Genomic DNA, 20,556 nt, shown 5'->3' on the forward strand with positions numbered 1-20,556 from the left:
TTGATCCTCCCACAAGAAACCTGTAAGAAAAATCTATATTTTCTCCACCTGAGTATAATCCAACTCAAGCGGGGTTTCCCGTCCAAACATGTTGACATGAACCTTAAGCTTACTCTTCTCAACCAAAATTTCTTCCACGGAGCCCACAAAATTCGCAAAAGGACCAACTTTAATTCGCACGGATTCCTTAACATCGAATTCAATCTTCGGTTTCGGCTCTACCATGCCCATATGCTTCAGGATCTGTTCAACTTCTTCCGGAAGCAAAGGCGTCGGCTTGGAACCCGAGCCTGTCGACCCTACAAATCCCGTAACACCTGGCGTATTGCGAACAACATACCAAGAGTCGTCGGTTTGGACCATTTCGACCAAGACATAACCAGGGTATACTTTGCGCATAACGGTTTTTTTCTTACCATCCTTGGTTACCAGTTCTTCTTCCATTGGAACAAGAACACGGAATATCTTGTCTTCCATGCCCATGGACTCAACGCGTTTTTCCAAATTGGCTTTGACTTTGTTCTCATACCCTGAATAGGTATGAACGACATACCATCTTTTTTCCATATCAAGCCACCTGGAGCCCTTCCTAGATAATCGCTTCGACTACAGCGGAAATGCCGATATCGAGAACCCAAAAATAAATCGTGACGAACGCAATTGTCCCAATGACAATCAGCGTATAGTTGGTCAGTTCTTTACGATTGGGCCAGCGAACCTTCTTGAGTTCAGCCCAGCTTTCAGAGAAAAAGGAAAACAGAGACTTGAAACTGCGTTTCACTCCGAATACACCTCCAAACACTATCTGGTTTCCCGATGAGATGTCTGTTCGTTACAGAACTTACAGAATTTCTTCATCTCCATGCGGTCGGGGTGATTACGCTTGTTTTTCGTCGTTGTGTAATTTCTTTGTTTGCAAGTTGTACAAGCCAAAGTAATAATTACCCGCATGATGTGCACCTCCCGAAGACATCCAACACCGGAAGTCTCATAATTGATCCTAAAAAAAAACCGCGAATTTAGGCCTACCTAAAACACTTTATCACACGAGGTTTTCCATGTCAATGAGTGTTTGCATACAATTCGCAGTCCTTACTGTGGTGTATTTTTAGCATCTGCTCATCCTTCAAAAATGTTCTCTGAAAATCCGCCTCAACATCCAAGCGATATCTATTATTTATCTTTTTAGTATAAATCATTTTTAACACATATAAACCTGCATACCTTGCCCGAATGAATAAAAAAAGACTCGAAATCGAGCCTTTCCCTTGTCTACCTCTATCTTCAATTATCTCTTACTTCCAAATACTTTTCAAGCTTGCGCTTGACCCGTTGCAAAGCATTATCAATAGATTTCACATGGCGGTCTAAATCTTCTGCAATCTCCTGATATGAACGTCCGTCCAGATACAGCATAAGGACCTTTCGTTCCAGATCGCTCAGAATTTCTGACATTTTGTATTCAAGACCTACAAACTCTTCCTGATTGATAATGAGCTCCTCAGGGTCACTTACTTGTGTTCCGCAAATCACATCGAGCAACGTCCGATCCGACTCTTCATCGTAGATAGGCTTGTCCAAAGATACGTAAGAGTTCAGAGGAATGTGCTTTTGTCGTGTAGCCGTCTTGATTGCCGTAATAATCTGCCGTGTAATACATAATTCGGCGAAGGCCTTGAACGAAGCTAGCTTGTCTCCCTTGAAATCGCGAATGGATTTGTAGAGACCAATCATACCCTCCTGAATAATATCCTCGCGATCAGCGCCGATCAGGAAGTAGGATCTGGCCTTGGCCCGCACGAAGTTCCGGTATTTGTTAATCAGAAACTCCAGCGCCTCTCCATCACCTTCATGGACTGCTCCGACAATGTCTTCATCATTTTTGTAATCAAACTTTGACAACATGATATCCTTGAGGTCCACACTCACTAACAATCCCTCCGGCTGCAACGCAAGGTACCCGTTACTCTCTCAAATATACGACAAGTATACGCGATGTAAGCTGATACCGTCAACCACAACAGCCTAAAAAAGAAGAGCACTAACAAAATTGTCAATGGTTTCAAAATGGTACTGCGCCCAATTACTGGATTATTCCCTTCGCCATCGCTCAAACAGCTTTCGAAGTTCCGGACTCAGCTTGGCATCCAGTGAATTACGGGACAATTTGGAGCTATCCTGCTGGATTCGCTTTTGTACTTCACTTTCGGATTCCTCAATCTCGATCAGCAGTTCCCGCGCCGATACTCTGAGTGCGCCCTGGCCAAAAGCTACATGCTGCTCTACCTGGTCGCTTGTCGCTACGTAAATCCTTCTTCTCTTGCTGCTTAGCTCCCGGACCAATCGCTCGATGCACTCGTCGGCCGTCTCTTTTTCTCTCGTAAAATAAATCTGGACTTTACTCTGGGCAAAAGCTTTTCCCAATCCCGGTACCCTGTATGCATCAAATACGACGATGACTCTTCTACCGGAATACGCCTGATGATCCGCGAGTCGTTCAAGAAGCCTGTCCCTCGCTTCCTGCATACCGGATTGTACCAGCGCGGAAAGTTCGGGCCAGGCTCCAATCATGTTGTAACCGTCCACAAGCAGAACATCCCGCGTGTCAGCCATATCGTTAGTCCCGTACCTGTCGCCCGCGCAATACTTCGTACATAACGACACCTGCCGCTACAGAAGCATTCAGAGAATTGATTTGCCCCGCCATCGGCAGCTTGACGAGTACGTCACATTTCTCACGGATCAAACGACCCATTCCTTTATTTTCGTTGCCAATGACAATGGCCACGGGTCCCGTAAATACTCCATTCCCAAATACAGGGTCAGTCGCTGCCACATCTGTGCCAACTACCCATACCCCTTCTTCTTTAAGACGGTCAATGGTTTGTCCCAAATTGTTTACACGCGCTACCGGGACATACTCAGCAGCACCTGCCGACGTTTTGGACACCGTTGCAGTTACGGCTGCCGAACGCCTCTTGGGCACAATAACACCATGCGCCCCTGTGCAGTCTGCTGTACGAAGGATGGAGCCCAGATTGTGCGGGTCTTCAATTTCATCGAGCAAAATCAAAAACGGCTCTTCCCCCTTATGACGAGCATTGGCAAGCAATTCTTCCACTTCGGCATAGGCAAAAGGCGCAGCCTGTGCAACTACTCCCTGATGCTGAATCCCCGGTACCATTTGATCGAGCTTGCGCTTGTCCACCTGCTGAACGATGATTCCTGCTTTTTTTGCCTCAGCCGTAATCGGTAGTGTCAAATGCTTTTGCGCATTATCTGCAATCCATATTTTATTGATCGTTCTGCCTGAGCGTAAGGCCTCCGTTACCGAATGCTTACCGGCAATCCATTCTTCTTCCATATCTAGCTTCCTCCCGGGAAACGACGGATGCTAAATCCATCTGATTCGTTCCAAATTATGATTTTTCTGTGTTTTCCATTTGTTCAATACCATAAGTGATCAATTCTCTTAATCTGTCCAAACGTCCATCACAATACAGAAAGCCGATCAGTCCCTCCAGCGCAGTCGCGTGCCGATACTCAAGCACATCTGCATTTTTAGGCAGGCTGCCTGACTTAGCATTTCTTCCTTGCCGGACAATGTCGCGCTCCTCTTCGGTCAGCACCTTCTCCAGCAGTCCCAGCATGCGGCTCTGCGCCTTTGCAGAGACCAGTCCTGTGGCTCGCCGGTGTAAATGATTCGGGCGCAGGTTGGGCTGCGCCAGCAAATATTGACGGACGGCAACCTCATACACAGCATCGCCAATGTAAGCTAGCGCAATGGGAGGCATTAGACGGGTCGGTTTGGACGCAGGATACGGAAACCAGTTTCCCGCGCCCTCTAAAGCCCCCGTATTCAGTGGCTTATCACTCATTTTCGACGCCACCGCATACCCTGTGCCGTATCCTCAAGCACAATACCTTTAGCAGCTAGTTGATCACGAATTTCATCGGCTCTGCCCCAGTTTTTAGTTTTACGAGCTTCGACACGTTCTGCGATCAATTGTTCAATTTCATCATCCAGCAGCTCTTCTGCTGGCTCCGAATATATACGAAGTACTTTATTCATCGAATCAAAGGTATGGAGCACTGCCTGCAATTCTGCCTGGTTGACGACATCACGCTGCAACAAGTGATTGGCTTCGCTCACCCATTCAAATACAGCAGTAATCGCATCAGGTGTATTGAAATCATCATCCATTTTTTCGCCAAACTGCTGCAATATCCCGTCAAGCTTTGATTGCAGCTCTGTCGACACTTCTTCGTTGCCTTTCAACGCATTGGCTAGGCGATGGTTCACGTTAGCCACGGCATTAGCAATCCGTTCGACACTGTTCTCCGCCTGACTCATCGTCTCTTGGTTGTAGTTCAACGGATTGCGGTAATGCGTCGACAGCATAAAATAGCGTAAAGCCTCAGGCTTGTGACGAGCGCGCAAATCTTTAACCAAAATACCATTGCCGAGTGATTTCGACATTTTTTCATTATCAATGCGAATGTATCCATTATGCATCCAGTAGCGGGCCAACGGCTTGCCCGTTATTGCTTCGGATTGCGCGCATTCGCATTCATGGTGCGGAAATTGTAAATCCTGTCCGCCTCCATGGATATCGAGCGTATCTCCCAAGTAATGGCGAGCCATAGCTGAGCATTCGATATGCCACCCTGGTCGTCCGTTCCCCCAAGGGCTCGACCAATAAATTTCTCCCGGCTTTGCCGCCTTCCAGAGGACAAAATCTTCGGCATTTTCCTTGCGTTCATCCACCTGGATGCGAATTCCGAACTGCAGCTCCTCCAGATTTTGACCGGACAATTGTCCGTAGCTTTTGAACATTTTGGTCCGATAGAACACATCACCATCATTCTCATAAGCATAGCCTTTGTCTACCAGTTCCTTAATAAACTCTATAATCAGATCCATGCTCTCCGTTACACGCGGGTTTATGCTGGCAGCAGGAACATTCAATCCGGCCAAATCCTCATAGTAGGCCGCGATAAACTTTTCGGCAACTGCCGGAACATCCACACCAAGTTCCTGAGCTTTGCGGATCAGCTTGTCATCGACATCCGTAAAATTCACCACATAGTTCACATCAAAACCCAAATATTCCAGGTAGCTGCGCACCACGTCGAACACGATAACAGGCCGTGCATTACCAATATGAATGTAATCATATACGGTTGGCCCGCATACATACATTTTAACCTTCCCGGGCTCCAGTGGCACAAAAGGCTCCCGGCTCCTCGTCATTGTATTATAAATTTGAAGCGGCATCGTTATGTTCCTCCCTTATGAAAATTATCCTTGTAATTTATTCTCTTGGGTCACCGGATGTTTCTGAGCTGATCGCTCCTCCCTCAAATCAGACAATTCTGCACGTAATCGTTCTATTTCCAGTTGGAGGCCCTGTATAGAATCCACGACCGGGTCAGGCAGCTGGTGACTGAGCCGGTCTGGGCGTATGCCATTCTGTCTGACCACTCGCCCCGGGATACCTACCACCGTACTGTTAGGGGGAACCTCTTTAAGTACTACCGAGTTGGAGCCAATGTTGGACTGCGCTCCAACTGTAAAAGAACCCAATATTTTGGCACCAGAGCCTATGACAACATTATTCCCAATGGTGGGATGACGCTTACCCTTCTCTTTGCCGGTCCCTCCAAGCGTAACTCCTTGATACAATACGACATCGTCGCCGATCTCACAGGTTTCGCCGATGACTACTCCCATGCCATGGTCAATGAACAGCCGTTCTCCGATCCGGGCGCCGGGATGAATTTCAATACCTGTCATAAATCGCGATATTTGAGATATAACACGGGATAAAGTACACCAGTTTCGCAAATAAAACCAATGTGCGATTCGGTGTGCCCAGAGGGCATGGACGCCGGAATACGTAAAAAAGACCTCCAGCTTGCTCCGAGCAGCCGGATCATTATCCAAAACAGTCTGAATGTCGGATTTGATATGTCTGAACATGTCGCCCTCCTATTCCCTCCATATCGTTGCCACATCTTCATAACATTGCACGTTTCGTCAATTTTCGAATCCATCAGCACGCTTCGACATTTTTCAGCTTATACCGAGTCAGAGGCTGATAAAAATGAAAAAGCGCCCCCGCAGCCTGAGCTGCAGAGACGCATGAACGTGGTCCCACTCTGCTTCGGACATAACCTCTGCCTAAAAAGCAGGAAAGTCCGTCTTAGGCGTCCGGTAACGGGAACGACTCGTTACGCCCTTGCCACTATCAGCCGTTGACGCTGATTAGGTTTCGGGCGCACAACTCCCAGGTGCATTTCCTCCGCAGGTCATCTGGACGGCTTCCAGCCCGGGTTTCCCTCGGCCGTCCTCTCTGGCAGATGCCTTATGCAGTGTACTTCTCCTGTTCGCAGCCTTTACACGTAAATATCAATCCATATCAATGGAGTCATTATAGCGAAAAGACAACAAATTGACAAGAAATATCAGCCTTTATTTTGCTCCTTAAGTCGATCCAACACCTTGTCACGTCCGAGCAAATAAATGGTTTCATTCAGATCCCGTCCATGGGTCTGACCAGTAAGGGCCACACGAATCGGCATAAACAACTGTTTCCCCTTAAAGCCGGTTTCTTTTTGCACTTCCTTGATCAGCTTGGCCATTTGTGGAGCCGTAAATTCCTCGCTCGCTTCAACCTTGTCGGCAAAGGCTCTCAGTACCACAGGCACCTGCTCTTCGGACAGCACAGCCGCCGCTTCGTCGTCCATCTCCAGATGCGAACGGAAAAACAGCTCAGACAACGCTACAATGTCGGACGCAGAGGTCATCTGCTCCTGATATAAGCGAACGAGTGCTCTGGCCCAATCCTGCTGTTCTGCCGACAATTCAGCCGGCAACAGTCCCGCTGCCTGCAAATGTGGAATCGCCATGCAGGCAATCCGCTCAGGATCAGCCTTTTTAATATAATGATTGTTCAAATAAGCAAGCTTGTTCGTATCGAACACTGCCGGGCTTTTGGACAAACGATTGGGATCAAAAATCGAGATTAACTGTTCCCGATCATAGATTTCTTCTTCGCCTTCCGGGGACCAGCCCAAAAGCGCAATAAAATTGAATATGGCTTCTGGCAAATAGCCCAGCTTGTCATACTGCTCCATGAACTGAATAATGGATTCATTGCGTTTGCTTAGCTTTTTGTGATCCTCGCCCACGATCAGCGTCATATGACCGAAGCGTGGCGGCTCCCAGCCGAGAGCTTCGAAAATCATCAATTGCCGTGGTGTATTGGAAACATGATCTTCACCCCGCAGCACATGCGATATTTTCATCAAATGATCGTCAATCGCTACGGCAAAGTTATATGTTGGAATACCGTCTTTTTTGACGATTACAAAATCGCCGCTTTCCTTGGAATTAAACGTAATTTGACCTTTAACGATATCGTCAAACGTATATTCGCGGTCCTCTGGTACGCGAAAACGAATACTTGGTACACGGCCCTCCGCTTCAAATGCCTGACACTGTTCTTCTGTCAAATCACGGTGTTTCCCTGAATAGCGTGGAGTCTCCCCGCGCGCCATCTGTTCTTCGCGCTCGCGTTCCAGTTCTTCTTCAGTACAGTAGCACCGATAAGCCAAGCCACGATCCAGCAAATCCTGCCAATATGTTTTATATATGTCCAAACGTTCGGTCTGGCGATAAGGTCCATACTCGCCTCCTACGTCTATGCTCTCATCCCAGTCCATGCCCAACCATTTCAAATATTTAAGCTGGCTTTCTTCCCCGCCCTCAATGTTGCGCTTCACATCTGTGTCCTCAATGCGAATAATAAATTTTCCGCCTTGATTGCGGGCAAACAAATAATTAAATAATGCCGTTCTGGCATTTCCAATATGCAGATGCCCCGTAGGGCTTGGTGCATAGCGTACACGAACTTCCGTGCTCATATAATCTCCTCCAAATCAAATTACTCTAGATGATAGCATTTACTTGATAAGACAGACAACCGATTGAGCAGCGATCCCTTCGCCCCGTCCGGTAAAACCAAGCTGCTCTGTCGTAGTTGCCTTCACGTTAACCTGCGATGGGTCCTCTGCCTCCAGCGCCCGGGCAATGACTTCATTCATCTGCGGGATGTACGATGCCATTTTGGGCTTCTGTGCAATAATCGTGGAATCGATGTTCCCCAAGCGATACCCGCGCTCCTTGGCCAGTCCCCACACGTGCTCCAGCAGCTTGAGGCTATCGGCATCCTTAAATTCCGGGTCGCTATCAGGGAAATGCTTCCCGATGTCTCCCAGGCCGAGCGCTCCCAGGATGGCATCGCTAATGGCATGCAGCAGCACGTCTGCATCGGAATGGCCCAGCAGGCCTTTTTCGTAGGGAATATTCACACCTCCGATGATGCAGGGCCTTCCTTCCACCAGCTGGTGAACGTCAAATCCTTGTCCTACTCTGATCACTTCAGATCCTCCCCCTCTGTCTTTACCCATAACGCCGCCATCTCCAAATCCTCAGGCGTAGTAATTTTGATGTTCCTGTAGCTGCCTTGGACGACCGTCACCGGTATCCCTAGCCGCTCTACCAGCATCGAATCATCTGTTCCCAAAAATCCTGCCTGCTCTGCTTCCTCATATGCCCGAAGCAAATCGGAAAGACGAAAAGTCTGTGGCGTTTGAATACTCCACAGACTTCGGCGATCCGGCGTTGACGTAATGATACCATCTCCGTTCACTTGCTTGATCGTATCCTTTACAGGTACCGCTGCTACAGAAGCACCGGAACGCTGAGCCGCCTCCAGACATGAACGTACAAGCTCAGGCTGGATCAGCGGGCGCACACCATCATGCACCATCACCCAATCCGCCTGCAAGTGGCGCAGACCGTAATAAACCGAATGCTGGCGCTCACTGCCACCAGCCACCACCTGTACGTTTTTACTGATCTGGTATTGACGAATCCAATCCCGGCAACGCTCCACATCTTCGGCTCCCGTCACCATCACCATTTCATGCACTTCGGGCATGGCTGCAAAAATCTCAAGTGTATGTATGAAGATGGGCTTGTCCCGTAAAAGCAAGAATTGCTTACTCTCCTGCGTTCCCATACGGGAGCCGCGACCAGCCGCCACAATGACGACTCCTACCCGATTATTCATTGAAATAGCTCCTGCCCTGATCGCACTTGGACGATCCGTATGATAACACATCTACTTCATCATACCGCGTTTATTGAGCTTTTTCCAATAATTTTGGCTTGGCAAAGATCATACGGCCCGCAGAGGTCTGAAGCACACTTGTAACCAGCACCTCCATCAGGGAACCAATATAGTCGCGTCCGCCTTCCACAACAATCATCGTTCCATCATCCAGATAGGCCACACCCTGCCCATGTTCCTTGCCGTCTTTAATGATCTGTACCATAATTTCCTCACCGGGAAGCACGACAGGCTTGACTGCATTCGCCAAGTCGTTAATATTGAGCACCGATACGCCTTGAAGCTCGCATACCTTGTTCAAGTTAAAATCATTGGTTACAACTTTACCCTGCAGCACCTTTGCCAGCTTGACCAGCTTACTATCGACTTCTGAAATTTCTTCAAAATCCCCTTCATAAATGAGCACATTGACATCCAGCTCTTTTTGGATTTTATTCAGAATATCCAGCCCCCGACGTCCACGATTGCGCTTGAGTAAATCAGAAGAATCTGCAATATGCTGAAGTTCCTCCAACACAAATTCAGGGATCACAATGGTTCCCTCAATAAAACCTGTCTTGCAAATATCTGCAATACGCCCGTCTATAATGACGCTGGTATCCAAAATTTTATGTTCCTCCAGCTTGCGTTCTTCCACATCTGTCATCCGGCCAAAAAAACCGGAACTCCAAAAGGATGACAGCTCGTCTCTCTTGGCCAGACCAACCATCAAACCGACATATCCGCATACGATGGTAACAGCTGTCTGAATCAGTAGACCGGGTGCCCCCAACCATGATAAAAGCGGGTATGCTGCCAAGGAAAGTATCAATCCCATCACCATACCAATGGCACCTGCCAGCATTTCGTTCATCGGTATCCGTATCAAGCGTTCAATGCCCCGCTGCAGCCGGTTGGCTACAGATGCACCTGCAAATGAGCAACTAGCTATAAACAGCGCTGCTCCTGCAATCATCCAAACAGCCAGTCCAGGTAAAGAACCATCATTTAACCACTGCGGCATCCAAGATACGATACCTCCTACCCGATAGTATAACGTGTAGCCAAACCATGCTCCGCACAATCCTGTAAAAGTTAAAATAGCCTTTCTCCACATCGAGCCTTTATACCTCCTTTTTTTCTTTTCATACATCCTGCAATTAATGGATATACATCACTCTCTTTACCAGTATGATCCAATTCATGCTCAGCTAATCCTGTGCTTTCATTTTTTATGCATAAAAAAAGCATTTATCTCCCTGAAATGATTCAAAGAAATAAATGCCTATTTGTTTCTTGCCTGATATTAACGTTGCGAATGACGATACTGATCGTCCTGTTCTTCCTGACCGGAGCGCTCGCGGTCGCGTCCACGTCTGCGTGAAAGCTTGCGGATATTCAGCTTCATTCCATATAAGGCATATAGAACCAGCGGAACAAAAATCAATTTTGATAGCTGATCCGGAAATTTAACGGCCAGCACTACCGCTGCAATCACGACCCAAGGAGCGATCCAGAGCGCTTTTTTAGGAAGTCCGATCTTTTTAAAATTAGGATATCTCATGGAGCTGATCATCAAATAAGAGACCAGCAGCATGGCAATCGACATGTAAAGCAATGAAACAGTGTTATGAAATAAGGACAACGTTGCTAATACGCCACCTGCTGCCGGAATCGGCAAGCCTGTAAAATAACCAGGTACGCCGGGGCGTACGTTAAATCGAGCCAAACGCAGCGCTCCGCACATCGGAAAAATGGCCGTAACCGTCCAGGCCAAAGCCGAATTTGCATCTTGGAAAGCAACCATGTACATAATAACTGCGGGAGCTACACCAAAAGATATCATATCAGATAAGGAGTCCAGTTCTTTACCGAATTCGCTCTGGGCATTCAGCGCCCGGGCCATTCTTCCATCCAGTCCGTCCAACAGCATGGCGACAATAACCATAATAGCGGCAAGACTGTATTTTCCGTCTACGGCCAATAAAATGGCGATCATTCCGAGAAACAAGTTACCCAAGGTAAACATGTTCGGAATTGATTTGGTAATCATCTCTTCACCTCAATGTATGAATTGTTCCATTATAATCCTTTCACTGTATTACATTTACATTTGCCTGTCAATGAAAACTTGTTCTTGCAAACGTTTAAGACCTTCTTTAATTGTACGTGCCCGAACCTCTCCAATGCCGTCTACCTCATCCAATTCTTCGATCGTTGCTGCCATGACATTCGGGAAGCACCCAAACCGCTCCACCAGATTATGAATAATTACATTCGGCAGACGCGGTATCTTGTTCAGTACCCGATAGCCGCGTGCAGCAATATATTCCTCAGATGTTGCTGCTGAAGACGGGTAACCCAATAAACGCACAATATGGTTTACATCCAGCAGCTCGTCGTCCGTAGACCGCTTGAGCCCGAGTATAATTTCACGAATTTTCTCGTCGCTGTCGTCTTTAGCATAATCCTTGTACAGCAGCCAGGCTTCCTCTTCTATATTGCTGACAAGCTCCTCCATCTGCATGCTGATAAGCCGGCCTTCATTGCCGAGCTCATTAATAAATCGTTTGATTTCCATTTTAATGCGCAGCACCATTTCAATTCTTTGGATGACATTGACGACCTCAGGCATGGTCACCAGTTCTTCAAACTCGGATGCCGTCAAATTCGTCGAGGCTTGCCCCAATACAGCTCTATATTTTTCAAGCGTCTGAATCGCCTGATTGGCTTTCGTTAAAATAACCCCGATCTCCTTGAGCGCATACCGTAGCGTCCCCTGATACAGCGTAATAATATTACGCCGTTGGGAAATAGACACAACGAGCTTACCTGTCTGCTTAGCAACCCGCTCCGCTGTCCGGTGCCGAATTCCTGTTTCAATCGACGAAATGGAAGAGTCCGGAATCAGCTGCGTATTTGCGTACAAAATTCGCTTCAAATCTTCGCTCAATATGATCGCGCCGTCCATCTTAGCCAATTCATACAAATAGTTCGGCGAAAAATCACAATTAATAGAGAAACCGCCATCCACGACTTCCATTACTTCCGGGCTATAGCCTACAACCAGAAGAGCACCCGTTTTAGCACGTAAAACGTTTTCTAATCCATCGCGAAAGGGGGTCCCCGGCGCCACAAGCCGAAGCAAATCGTTCATTTTTTCCAGTTGGCTCGCTTCTTTCATTTTCATTGCCCCCTAATCTAATGCGGCTGCCAGTGCATCTGCCACCGTTCCTACTCCTATAATTTGAATCCCTTTCGGATGTGTCCAGCCTTTCAAGCTTTTCTCCGGCATGATCACGCGCTTGAAGCCCAGTTTCTCCGCTTCCCGCACCCGCTGCTCTGCCCGGGATACAGCTCGCACTTCGCCGGTCAGCCCCACCTCGCCGAAAATCACGTCATACGGCTTGGTTGGGGCATCACGAAAGCTAGAAGCAATGCTCACTGCTATAGCCAAATCCACCGCCGGCTCATCCAGCTTCACACCGCCGGCTACATTGAGATAGGCGTCCTGGTTTTGCAAAAACATGCCCATCCGCTTTTCCAGTACAGCGATGATTAATCCCATCCGATGATGGTCGATTCCTGTCCCCATTCGGCGCGGAGAAGGAAAATGCGTAGCTGCAATCAGTGCTTGCAGTTCAACCAGTACTGGTCGTGTACCTTCTACACTGGCTACAACAGTCGAACCAGCCACCCCCAGTGGCCGCTCGGACAGGAATAGCTCCGAAGGATTCTCCACCTCACGCAAACCACTTTCAGCCATTTCAAAAATACCAATCTCATTCGTAGAACCGAAACGGTTCTTGACCGCACGCAGCAGTCGGTACGTATGATGACGCTCTCCTTCAAAATAAAGAACACAATCGACCATATGCTCCAGAAGACGCGGGCCTGCAATAGCCCCTTCCTTGGTCACATGTCCTACCAATACGGTAGCGATACCCAGTCCCTTGGCAATTCGCATAAAGCGTGAAGTACACTCCCGCACCTGAGCCACACTCCCCGGTGCACTTGTCACCTCGGGCAAGTATACGGTCTGAATAGAGTCGATTACCAAAAACTCGGGCTTTAAGCTATCCACCGCTTCTTCAATCGTCTCCAAATTTGTTTCACATAATACGTATAAATTAGGGGACAAGGCACCCAGACGGTCTGCACGCAGCTTCGTTTGACGAACGGACTCCTCACCAGACACATACAACACTTTTAAACCGGTTAAGGCGAGCTCATTAGAGGTTTGCAGCAAAAGCGTGGATTTGCCAATTCCCGGATCACCGCCCACCAGAACAAGAGAACCCGGCACTATGCCTCCGCCCAGCACCCGATTCAATTCGCCAATTCCCGTCAAAATTCGTGTTTCTTTGCCACTCTCCACCTCAATAATAGGAAGCGGCTTATCTTTTGTGCTATGAGTAAGAAGGGTAGAACCCATTCCTTGAGTTTTTACAATGTTCTCCGTTTCTTCTATCATGGAATTCCATGCCTGACATCCAGGACATTTTCCGTACCATTTGGGCGATTCATACCCGCATTCCGTACAGGAATATTTCGTTTTTACTTTAGCCATATTTTATTCTCTGGCTCCTTATTGATGACGAGTCATGTCAAAATGATCTTTTACAGCTCGGAAAGAGCTGTAGCAATAAAAGTTTACCATTGAAGCTTGGCGGACGTAAAGCGATATCACAAACTTTCCCAAAGCATTTGCCCAACCATTCCGCAGTGTTTTATACATAAAAAGGGTGCCTTCGCAGCGGCTTTCAGCCTGCGAGACACCCTTCTGCACAACTTTATTTAGTAAAACGTTTAGGATTTCGCGGATACGTTATCCTTTTTCGTTACTGTCAATGCGCCATTCTCCTCATCAATGAGCAGAGCATCACCTTTGCTAATATTTCCAGTCAACAGTTCCTCGGATAGACGATCCTCAATATGCTTCTGGATTGCACGACGTAATGGACGCGCACCGTAAGCCGGATCAAAACCTTCCTTGGCAAGGAATGTCTTAGCCTTGTCTGTCAGCTCAAAATCCACCTCGTACTCGTTCAGGCGCTTACGCAGTTCCTCAGACATAAGCGACACGATCTCGGCGATATGTTTCTCTTCGAGAGAATGGAACACGATAATTTCATCAATCCGGTTCAAGAACTCTGGACGGAAGCTTTTCTTCAGCTCATCCATCACTTTACTCTTCATGTTATCGTATTCCGCACCCGCATCTACAACGGCTGTGAAGCCGAGCGTAGAGTTGCGTTTGATCGCCTGTGCGCCCACATTGGAGGTCAGGATGATCAGAGTGTTGCGGAAATCAACGACACGGCCTTTGGAATCGGTCAGACGTCCATCTTCCAGCACTTGAAGCAGAATATTGAATACTTCTGGGTGCGCTTTTTCGATTTCATCCAGCAACACAACAGAGTATGGCTTACGACGAACCTTCTCCGTCAGTTGGCCGCCCTCTTCATATCCGACATATCCTGGAGGCGCACCTACCAGACGGGACGTAGAGTGTTTCTCCATATATTCGGACATATCGATACGGATAACCGCATTTTCATCTCCGAACATGGATTCAGCCAATGCCCGTGCCAATTCGGTTTTACCAACCCCGGTTGGACCGAGGAAAATAAAGGAGCCGATTGGACGCTTCGGATCTTTCAGACCAGCTCGTGCGCGGCGAATGGCACGGCTTACTGCCTTAACAGCTTCGTCCTGCCCAATTACCCGCTCATGCAACAACTGTTCCATATTCAGCAAGCGGTGTGTTTCTTCCTCTTTCAGCTTGCTAACCGGGACACCTGTCCAAATTGCAACAACCTGAGCGATATCCTCCGGTGTAACTTCGGAATCTGTGCGTCCTTGTTGTTCTTTCCATTGATTTTTTGTAACGTCCAGCTCTTCACGAATTTTTTGCTCTGTATCACGCAACGCTGCGGCCTTTTCGAACTCCTGGCTTTGTACCGCTGAATCCTTTTCCTTGCGGATGTCTTCCAGACGGTTTTCCAGTTGTTTCAGGTTTGGCGGTACGGTGTAGGAATTCAGCCTTACCTTGGAGCCCGCTTCATCAATAAGGTCAATGGCCTTATCCGGCAGGAAACGGTCGGTAATATAACGATCCGACAATCTTACTGCTGCTTCAATAGCCTCATCTGTGATTTTCACACGGTGATGCGCTTCGTAGCGGTCCCGCAGGCCATACAAAATTTGAATCGCTTCTTCCGGAGAAGGCTGATCCACTGCAATTGGCTGAAAACGCCGCTCCAAAGCCGCATCCTTCTCAATATATTTGCGATATTCATCCAGCGTAGTCGCACCGATGCATTGCAGTTCGCCGCGAGCGAGTGCAGGCTTCAGGATGTTGGAGGCATCAATTGCACCTTCCGCACCACCAGCGCCGATCAGCGTATGCAGCTCATCAATGAACAAAATAATGTTTCCGGCTTGACGAATCTCGTCCATAATCTTTTTCAAACGATCCTCAAATTCACCGCGATACTTGGTGCCTGCTACCACAGAGCCCATATCGAGTGTCATTACGCGTTTGTCACGCAACGTTTCGGGGATTTCATTTGCTATAATTTTTTGCGCCAATCCTTCGGCAATCGCTGTTTTACCTACCCCAGGCTCACCGATCAGAACCGGATTGTTCTTGGTACGACGGCTGAGCACCTGAATGACGCGCTCAATTTCCTTGCTGCGCCCAATAACAGGGTCCAGGTTATTTTCCTTCGCAGATGCTGTCAGATCGCGTGCCAGACTATCCAGCGTTGGTGTGCTGACATTAGTCGGGGCACCGTGGTGGCTGGAAACAGCTTCGCTGCTGCCGAGCAATTGAAGTACTTGCTGGCGTGCTTTGTTCAGGCTGATGCCCAAGTTGTTCAATACACGGGCTGCTACGCCTTCCCCTTCACGAATAAGGCCGAGCAAAATATGCTCTGTGCCCACATAAGTATGACCCAGCTTACGGGCTTCATCCATAGACAGCTCGATAACCTTTTTAGCTCGTGGAGTATAGGCAATGTTCGTCGGTTGTTCTTGACCGCGTCCAATAAGCGTCTCCACTTCATCCTGGATTTTCTCCAGTCCCAGTCCCAAGCCAATCAAGGCTTTTGCTGCTATTCCTTCGCCTTCGCGAATAAGACCGAGCAAAATGTGTTCTGTACCAATGTTGTTATGTCCCAGTCGAACCGCTTCTTCTTGAGCCAAGGCAAGCACTTTTTGTGCACGTTCCGTAAATCTTCCAAACATCATATATCCTGCACCTCCACAGTGTGTATTTCAATCAATCTATATATTAAAGGGTTGTGCCTAATTTTTGCCGGATCAGCTTCGCCCGATACATATCGCGCTCACCCGTATTCATTTTATCACCAAAGCTTTTTTGCAGGAATCCGGGTTGTGTCATCACATTCAGCTCATTCATCGTTGCAGTGGATGGACGCTCCAAAATCCCCAAATCCACGCCGAGACGTACATCGGACAGCCGCTGTGCAGCCTCCTTCGAATCGATCACCGCTGCATATGATAAAATACCAAATGAACGCATTACCCGATCTGTAATTCGCAGCATAGACTCATTCATCAGCCGTTCTCTGGCAGAACGCTCATGCTCTATGATTTGCAGCACAACGCCATGCAAATTTTCAATAATCTCCGCTTCGGTTTGCCCTAATGTAATTTGATTCGAAATCTGAAACAGATTACCGGCCGCTTCGCTGCCTTCACCATAAATGCCACGAACGGTAAGACCCACCTGTGAAACAGCGGACAATATACGATTGATTTGGTGTGTCATGACTAATGCGGGCAGATGCATCATCACCGAAGCTCTCATACCTGTGCCGACATTTGTCGGGCAACTGGTCAGAAAACCTCTCCGATCATCAAACGCATAATCCACATGCGCTTCAAATGCATCATCAATGAACATCGCTCGTTCCCAGGCTTCTCTAACCTGACATCCCGGATATAAGCATTGAATACGCAGATGATCTTCTTCGTTTATCATAACACTAACCGATTCATCATCACTTATCAATACAGCACCGTTGCGGGATTCGTTGGCCAAATTAGGACTAATCAAATGCTTCTCCACCAGTACCTGCTTGTCGATCTCATCTAATTCGGATATTTTTAAGGCATGAAAAGTGCCAAACCGGCTCAAGTCATCATACTGAAGGATATCCGTCAAGCGTTGAAGCACTTCTTCCGACTGCTGATTAGTAGCAAGCATAGGAAAAGGCAGGTGCTGCAAGTTACGCGCAATTCTTACCCGACTGCTAATGACAATCTCCGAATCCGCAGCATCACCACGCATCCAATCACTTAGCGGCTTTTCCGTAAATCGGATATTGGGCATCACGCATCCCTCCTACTCTTCACAAACTTTATTCTTCAGTCATTTCTTTTTCAAGCTGTCTGATTTGATCTCTAAGCTTGGCAGCTGCCTCGAATTCTTCCTGTAATATATGCTGTTGCATCTCTTTCTTCAAATCCTCAATCTGCCGTTTTATCTTCAGTCTGCCTCCAGTCCGGACCGGAACTTTACCCACATGACTCGTGCTTCCATGCACGCGCTTGAACAATGGGTCAAGACGACTGCCAAAATATTGATAGCACGACGGGCACCCAAAACGCCCCAGTTTACTAAACTGTGTGTAAGTCATGCCACAATCCTTGCATTGCAGATTCTGTGGACCATTGTGGCTGGAAGACTGGCTCTTGGCGCTGGAGTCAAAATCCAGCATCCCCGACAACAAGCTATGAATCGAAAAGCCGTTGGGTGTTCCAGGGATCATCTCCCCTTTTTCCCTTGCACACGCCTCACAAAAATGAAACTCTGTCTTTTCGCCATTCACAATCTTGGTGAAATGCAAAGTTGCCGGCCGCATATTACATTCCTGGCACAGCATAAAAGCACCTCCTTCAATGTCTGGATTTCTACAAATCCCTACATTTCAATCGTAAATCTCTATTTACAGATTAATAGCTACTAGCTATTTAGTCGCCAATAACGAGATCAGCATAGCCTTAAGCAGCCTTGCCCGCAATTGGTCACGAAAGGGGAGCTTTAGTAACAATGTATCCCTCGATAAAGCGGCCTTCATTAAAGCAGCTTCCCTTTTGCTTAAAAAACGTGCTTCCTCTAGCTGATAAATCAGTCCGTCTGCCGCCGATTGGCTAATTTCCTCCCCAATGCTCTGATGAAGATGAGTATGGATCGCATGCTGTGCGGGCAACTGAATCCGCTGAATGCGAATGTAACCACCGCCACCGCGTTTGCTTTCCACCACATAGCCTTTTTCCAGCGTAAAACGGGTACTAATTACATAATTAATTTGCGACGGCACGCAGGAAAAGCGGTCAGCCAAATCATTACGCTGGATTTCCACTAGACCTTGGGGACTTTCCAGCAGCATGCTTTTCAAATATTGTTCAATAATATCGGAAACATTGCGCATTTCATCATCCTCCGCTAACGGAAACGCAAGTATTCAAGTACATTTCACGCTCCTTAGAGTCCGCCGTATATTGAACTTAACCAAACGGTAAAGTCACGAATCTAAGCCTGAGGCAGGGCAATTCACCCTCCTGTATCTCTTGGAAACGTGTCGTTCAGCCTATAGTGTGACCTTTATTTGCGATAAATCATACACAGTATAATCACCTTACAAAAATCACACTAAACTTCATTGACTTTGACTTTCTTTGACTATATTCACATTATAGCATATTTTTCATTTTTGCCAAGGGGTCAATACCATTTTTCGCAATCTAGTTATGATTTATACGAGCAAAGAAAAAACTCTCCCCAATTGGAAAGAGTCCTGAACATCATCATGATATCATTTAACCATAATAATTTAGCTAATTGTACTACTGCATGCGCTACAACGGAAACAAACAGTACTTTCAGTGCCACTCCGCATTTCTGGGATAACGTACAGTAGGATTAGAAAAAATCCAATAAAAACGTCTGTTTTATTGGTATTACGCGCTTCAGTGCTGACACAGACTCACGACTTCCTTCAATACGTCCCCACTTATTTAGATCATCAGCCCGTTGGTAGCCAAGCATTAGAGTCGTCAACGATTGGATGCCAAGATTCAAATCAGCAGCTATTATGTTTTCGTCAGAATTGCTTGTGTCTACTCGCTGTAAACATCCTTTCCCTTCCGGGTTTATCGTTAATGTCCATATCCCTTCATTCCACGGAGCATAATGATCTGTCAGCTTTAAGGTCAAACGTGTTTCCTGTCCAATTGCTGAAAAAGGATATTTCTCTACAAAAGCAGCCGCATCCACAATACGTCCCATAAAATATGGCACCGTCTCCTGTTGAATTCGTGGATCATCAAGCAAAAACGGCAGATTGTCATCTGCAGGCATGTAAATAAATTTGCCTTGAGTTATCATGGAATCATGATTTGCAAAATAAGTCCATAAAGCCAGACGTGCCGTTTCATTCTCATATACCAATTCATCGCAATTTAACTGCTTATCTTCAATTTTGTACAGTGCATATCCTTGAGGGGTGCCTGCTTCAGAGTAATAAACTGCGGTTCTATAGTTCTTATTGAGAATCCGCTCTTGCCACCATTCCTGATCTCGTACCAACGTACCATTATAACGTGAGGCATACGCTTGATACACTTGGTTCAGTTCAAAAATATCTTTAATATCCCGATTGACTATGCCTTCTGCTTTATGCTTAACAGGGAATTTATCAATCGGAATGACATACTTTTGGTACTCAATATACGTTTCCCATCCAAATTTACGATAGAAAGCAAAAGAGAATGGGTGCAGAAAAGAAAGGCTCTGTCCCGCAGACTTCATCTCTTTAAGCGCATGCGTCAATAAACGTGAAACCATGCCCCCGCGACGCTTTTCCGGCCATGTTGCCACACCTGCAATGCCACCCATCTTAAAAACCTGACCATGTATGTATACCTGCAAGGGTAGCAAAGTCAGCTTGGCATTCAATTCAAGTCCGTCGAAGATGCCCCATGTTTGTTCTGGCTTAAACTTTTTCTTCAATTTCTCCAGATCCTCCGGAGACATTGTTAACTGAAAAGCATATTGGGATAATTCAATAGCAGCATCAAATTCCTCACGTTGTAATTGTCTAATCTCCATAACTTCCTCACCTCGCTCGTATACTTTCTTATGCCTTCATCAAAAGATTACCCACTAGAGTGTCGCAAAGCCTTTTCTCGCTGTCAACCTCAGATATACATAAAAATTGTAAAAATACAAAAAAAAGATCATAATCTCAATGAGATTATGATCTTCTTTACTTATTGCTTGGCGGCGTCCTACTCTCCCAGGACCCTGCGGTCCAAGTACCATCGGCGCTGGAGGGCTTAACGG

22 protein-coding genes are annotated in these 20,556 nt (G+C 47.0%); all 22 read right to left on the reverse strand.

The annotated features are described in order from the left end of the window. Nucleotides 1-33: 33 nt before the first annotated feature. Nucleotides 34-567: a transcription termination/antitermination protein NusG gene (gene nusG, locus JO375_RS00635; protein WP_007432596.1), complete on the reverse strand. Its 534-nt coding sequence runs from the start codon at nt 565-567 to the stop codon at nt 34-36. 22 nt (nt 568-589) lie between these two features. Then, the gene (gene secE, locus JO375_RS00640) at nt 590-781 is read right to left on the reverse strand and encodes a preprotein translocase subunit SecE (protein WP_229522654.1); all 192 of its coding nucleotides are present in this window, start codon (nt 779-781) and stop codon (nt 590-592) included. 20 nt (nt 782-801) lie between these two features. After that, nucleotides 802-951, reverse strand: coding sequence for a 50S ribosomal protein L33 (gene rpmG, locus JO375_RS00645; RefSeq protein WP_081752062.1), 150 nt, complete (start codon nt 949-951; stop codon nt 802-804). A gap of 333 nt (nt 952-1,284) precedes the next feature. Further along, on the reverse strand, nt 1,285-1,929 hold the full coding sequence (gene sigH / locus JO375_RS00650) for an RNA polymerase sporulation sigma factor SigH (RefSeq protein ID WP_229522655.1): 645 nt from the start codon (nt 1,927-1,929) through the stop codon (nt 1,285-1,287). A 162-nt stretch (nt 1,930-2,091) separates the two neighbouring features. Then, entirely contained in the window at nt 2,092-2,613 is a 522-nt protein-coding gene (locus JO375_RS00655) for an NYN domain-containing protein (protein ID WP_229522656.1), read from the reverse strand. Between the two features lie 4 nt (nt 2,614-2,617). After that, nucleotides 2,618-3,364 carry a 23S rRNA (guanosine(2251)-2'-O)-methyltransferase RlmB gene (gene rlmB / locus JO375_RS00660; protein WP_229522657.1) on the reverse strand — a complete coding sequence of 249 codons (747 nt, stop codon included), beginning with the start codon at nt 3,362-3,364 and terminating at the stop codon, nt 2,618-2,620. A gap of 55 nt (nt 3,365-3,419) precedes the next feature. Next, complete coding sequence (locus tag JO375_RS00665) at nt 3,420-3,878, reverse strand: Mini-ribonuclease 3 (RefSeq protein ID WP_229522658.1); 459 nt, start codon at nt 3,876-3,878, stop codon at nt 3,420-3,422. After that, entirely contained in the window at nt 3,875-5,278 is a 1,404-nt protein-coding gene (gene cysS, locus JO375_RS00670; protein ID WP_229522659.1) for a cysteine--tRNA ligase, read from the reverse strand. The genes JO375_RS00665 and cysS overlap by 4 nt, the downstream gene beginning before the upstream one ends. Before the next feature lie 24 nt (nt 5,279-5,302). After that, nucleotides 5,303-5,983 (reverse strand): serine O-acetyltransferase, encoded by a 681-nt coding sequence (gene cysE, locus JO375_RS00675; RefSeq protein ID WP_229522660.1) that lies wholly within the window; start codon nt 5,981-5,983, stop codon nt 5,303-5,305. A gap of 485 nt (nt 5,984-6,468) precedes the next feature. After that, nucleotides 6,469-7,929: a glutamate--tRNA ligase gene (gene gltX / locus JO375_RS00680; protein ID WP_229522661.1), complete on the reverse strand. Its 1,461-nt coding sequence runs from the start codon at nt 7,927-7,929 to the stop codon at nt 6,469-6,471. A 39-nt stretch (nt 7,930-7,968) separates the two neighbouring features. After that, on the reverse strand, nt 7,969-8,445 hold the full coding sequence (gene ispF / locus JO375_RS00685) for a 2-C-methyl-D-erythritol 2,4-cyclodiphosphate synthase (protein ID WP_229522662.1): 477 nt from the start codon (nt 8,443-8,445) through the stop codon (nt 7,969-7,971). Continuing rightward, nucleotides 8,442-9,140, reverse strand: coding sequence for a 2-C-methyl-D-erythritol 4-phosphate cytidylyltransferase (ispD, locus tag JO375_RS00690; RefSeq protein WP_229522663.1), 699 nt, complete (start codon nt 9,138-9,140; stop codon nt 8,442-8,444). Before ispD ends, ispF begins: the two co-directional genes overlap by 4 nt. Nucleotides 9,141-9,210: 70 nt before the next feature. Continuing rightward, a complete protein-coding gene (locus JO375_RS00695) occupies nt 9,211-10,296 on the reverse strand; it encodes a PIN/TRAM domain-containing protein (protein ID WP_229522664.1) in 1,086 nt (361 codons plus the stop codon). A 189-nt stretch (nt 10,297-10,485) separates the two neighbouring features. Next, complete coding sequence (pssA, locus tag JO375_RS00700) at nt 10,486-11,232, reverse strand: CDP-diacylglycerol--serine O-phosphatidyltransferase (protein ID WP_229522665.1); 747 nt, start codon at nt 11,230-11,232, stop codon at nt 10,486-10,488. 54 nt (nt 11,233-11,286) lie between these two features. Then, nucleotides 11,287-12,363, reverse strand: a complete 1,077-nt coding sequence (gene disA, locus JO375_RS00705; RefSeq protein ID WP_229522666.1) for a DNA integrity scanning diadenylate cyclase DisA — start codon at nt 12,361-12,363, stop codon at nt 11,287-11,289. 12 nt (nt 12,364-12,375) lie between these two features. Then, on the reverse strand, nt 12,376-13,749 hold the full coding sequence (gene radA / locus JO375_RS00710; RefSeq protein WP_229522667.1) for a DNA repair protein RadA: 1,374 nt from the start codon (nt 13,747-13,749) through the stop codon (nt 12,376-12,378). Between the two features lie 239 nt (nt 13,750-13,988). Then, nucleotides 13,989-16,433 carry an ATP-dependent protease ATP-binding subunit ClpC gene (gene clpC, locus JO375_RS00715; protein WP_229522668.1) on the reverse strand — a complete coding sequence of 815 codons (2,445 nt, stop codon included), beginning with the start codon at nt 16,431-16,433 and terminating at the stop codon, nt 13,989-13,991. Between the two features lie 43 nt (nt 16,434-16,476). Continuing rightward, the gene (locus JO375_RS00720) at nt 16,477-17,541 is read right to left on the reverse strand and encodes a protein arginine kinase (RefSeq protein ID WP_229522669.1); all 1,065 of its coding nucleotides are present in this window, start codon (nt 17,539-17,541) and stop codon (nt 16,477-16,479) included. A gap of 28 nt (nt 17,542-17,569) precedes the next feature. Then, nucleotides 17,570-18,094 carry a UvrB/UvrC motif-containing protein gene (locus tag JO375_RS00725; RefSeq protein WP_229522670.1) on the reverse strand — a complete coding sequence of 175 codons (525 nt, stop codon included), beginning with the start codon at nt 18,092-18,094 and terminating at the stop codon, nt 17,570-17,572. An 84-nt stretch (nt 18,095-18,178) separates the two neighbouring features. Further along, nucleotides 18,179-18,643: a CtsR family transcriptional regulator gene (locus JO375_RS00730; RefSeq protein WP_229522671.1), complete on the reverse strand. Its 465-nt coding sequence runs from the start codon at nt 18,641-18,643 to the stop codon at nt 18,179-18,181. Nucleotides 18,644-19,134: 491 nt separating this feature from the next. Next, nucleotides 19,135-20,322, reverse strand: a complete 1,188-nt coding sequence (locus tag JO375_RS00735) for a GNAT family N-acetyltransferase (protein ID WP_229522672.1) — start codon at nt 20,320-20,322, stop codon at nt 19,135-19,137. Between the two features lie 54 nt (nt 20,323-20,376). Next, a partial coding sequence (locus JO375_RS00740) for a hypothetical protein (protein WP_229522673.1) occupies nt 20,377-20,556 on the reverse strand: 180 nt, incomplete at its 5' end.

Source organism: Paenibacillus farraposensis, from assembly GCF_020736845.1.
In the GTDB taxonomy this organism is placed as follows: Bacteria; Bacillota; Bacilli; order Paenibacillales; family Paenibacillaceae; genus Paenibacillus; species Paenibacillus farraposensis.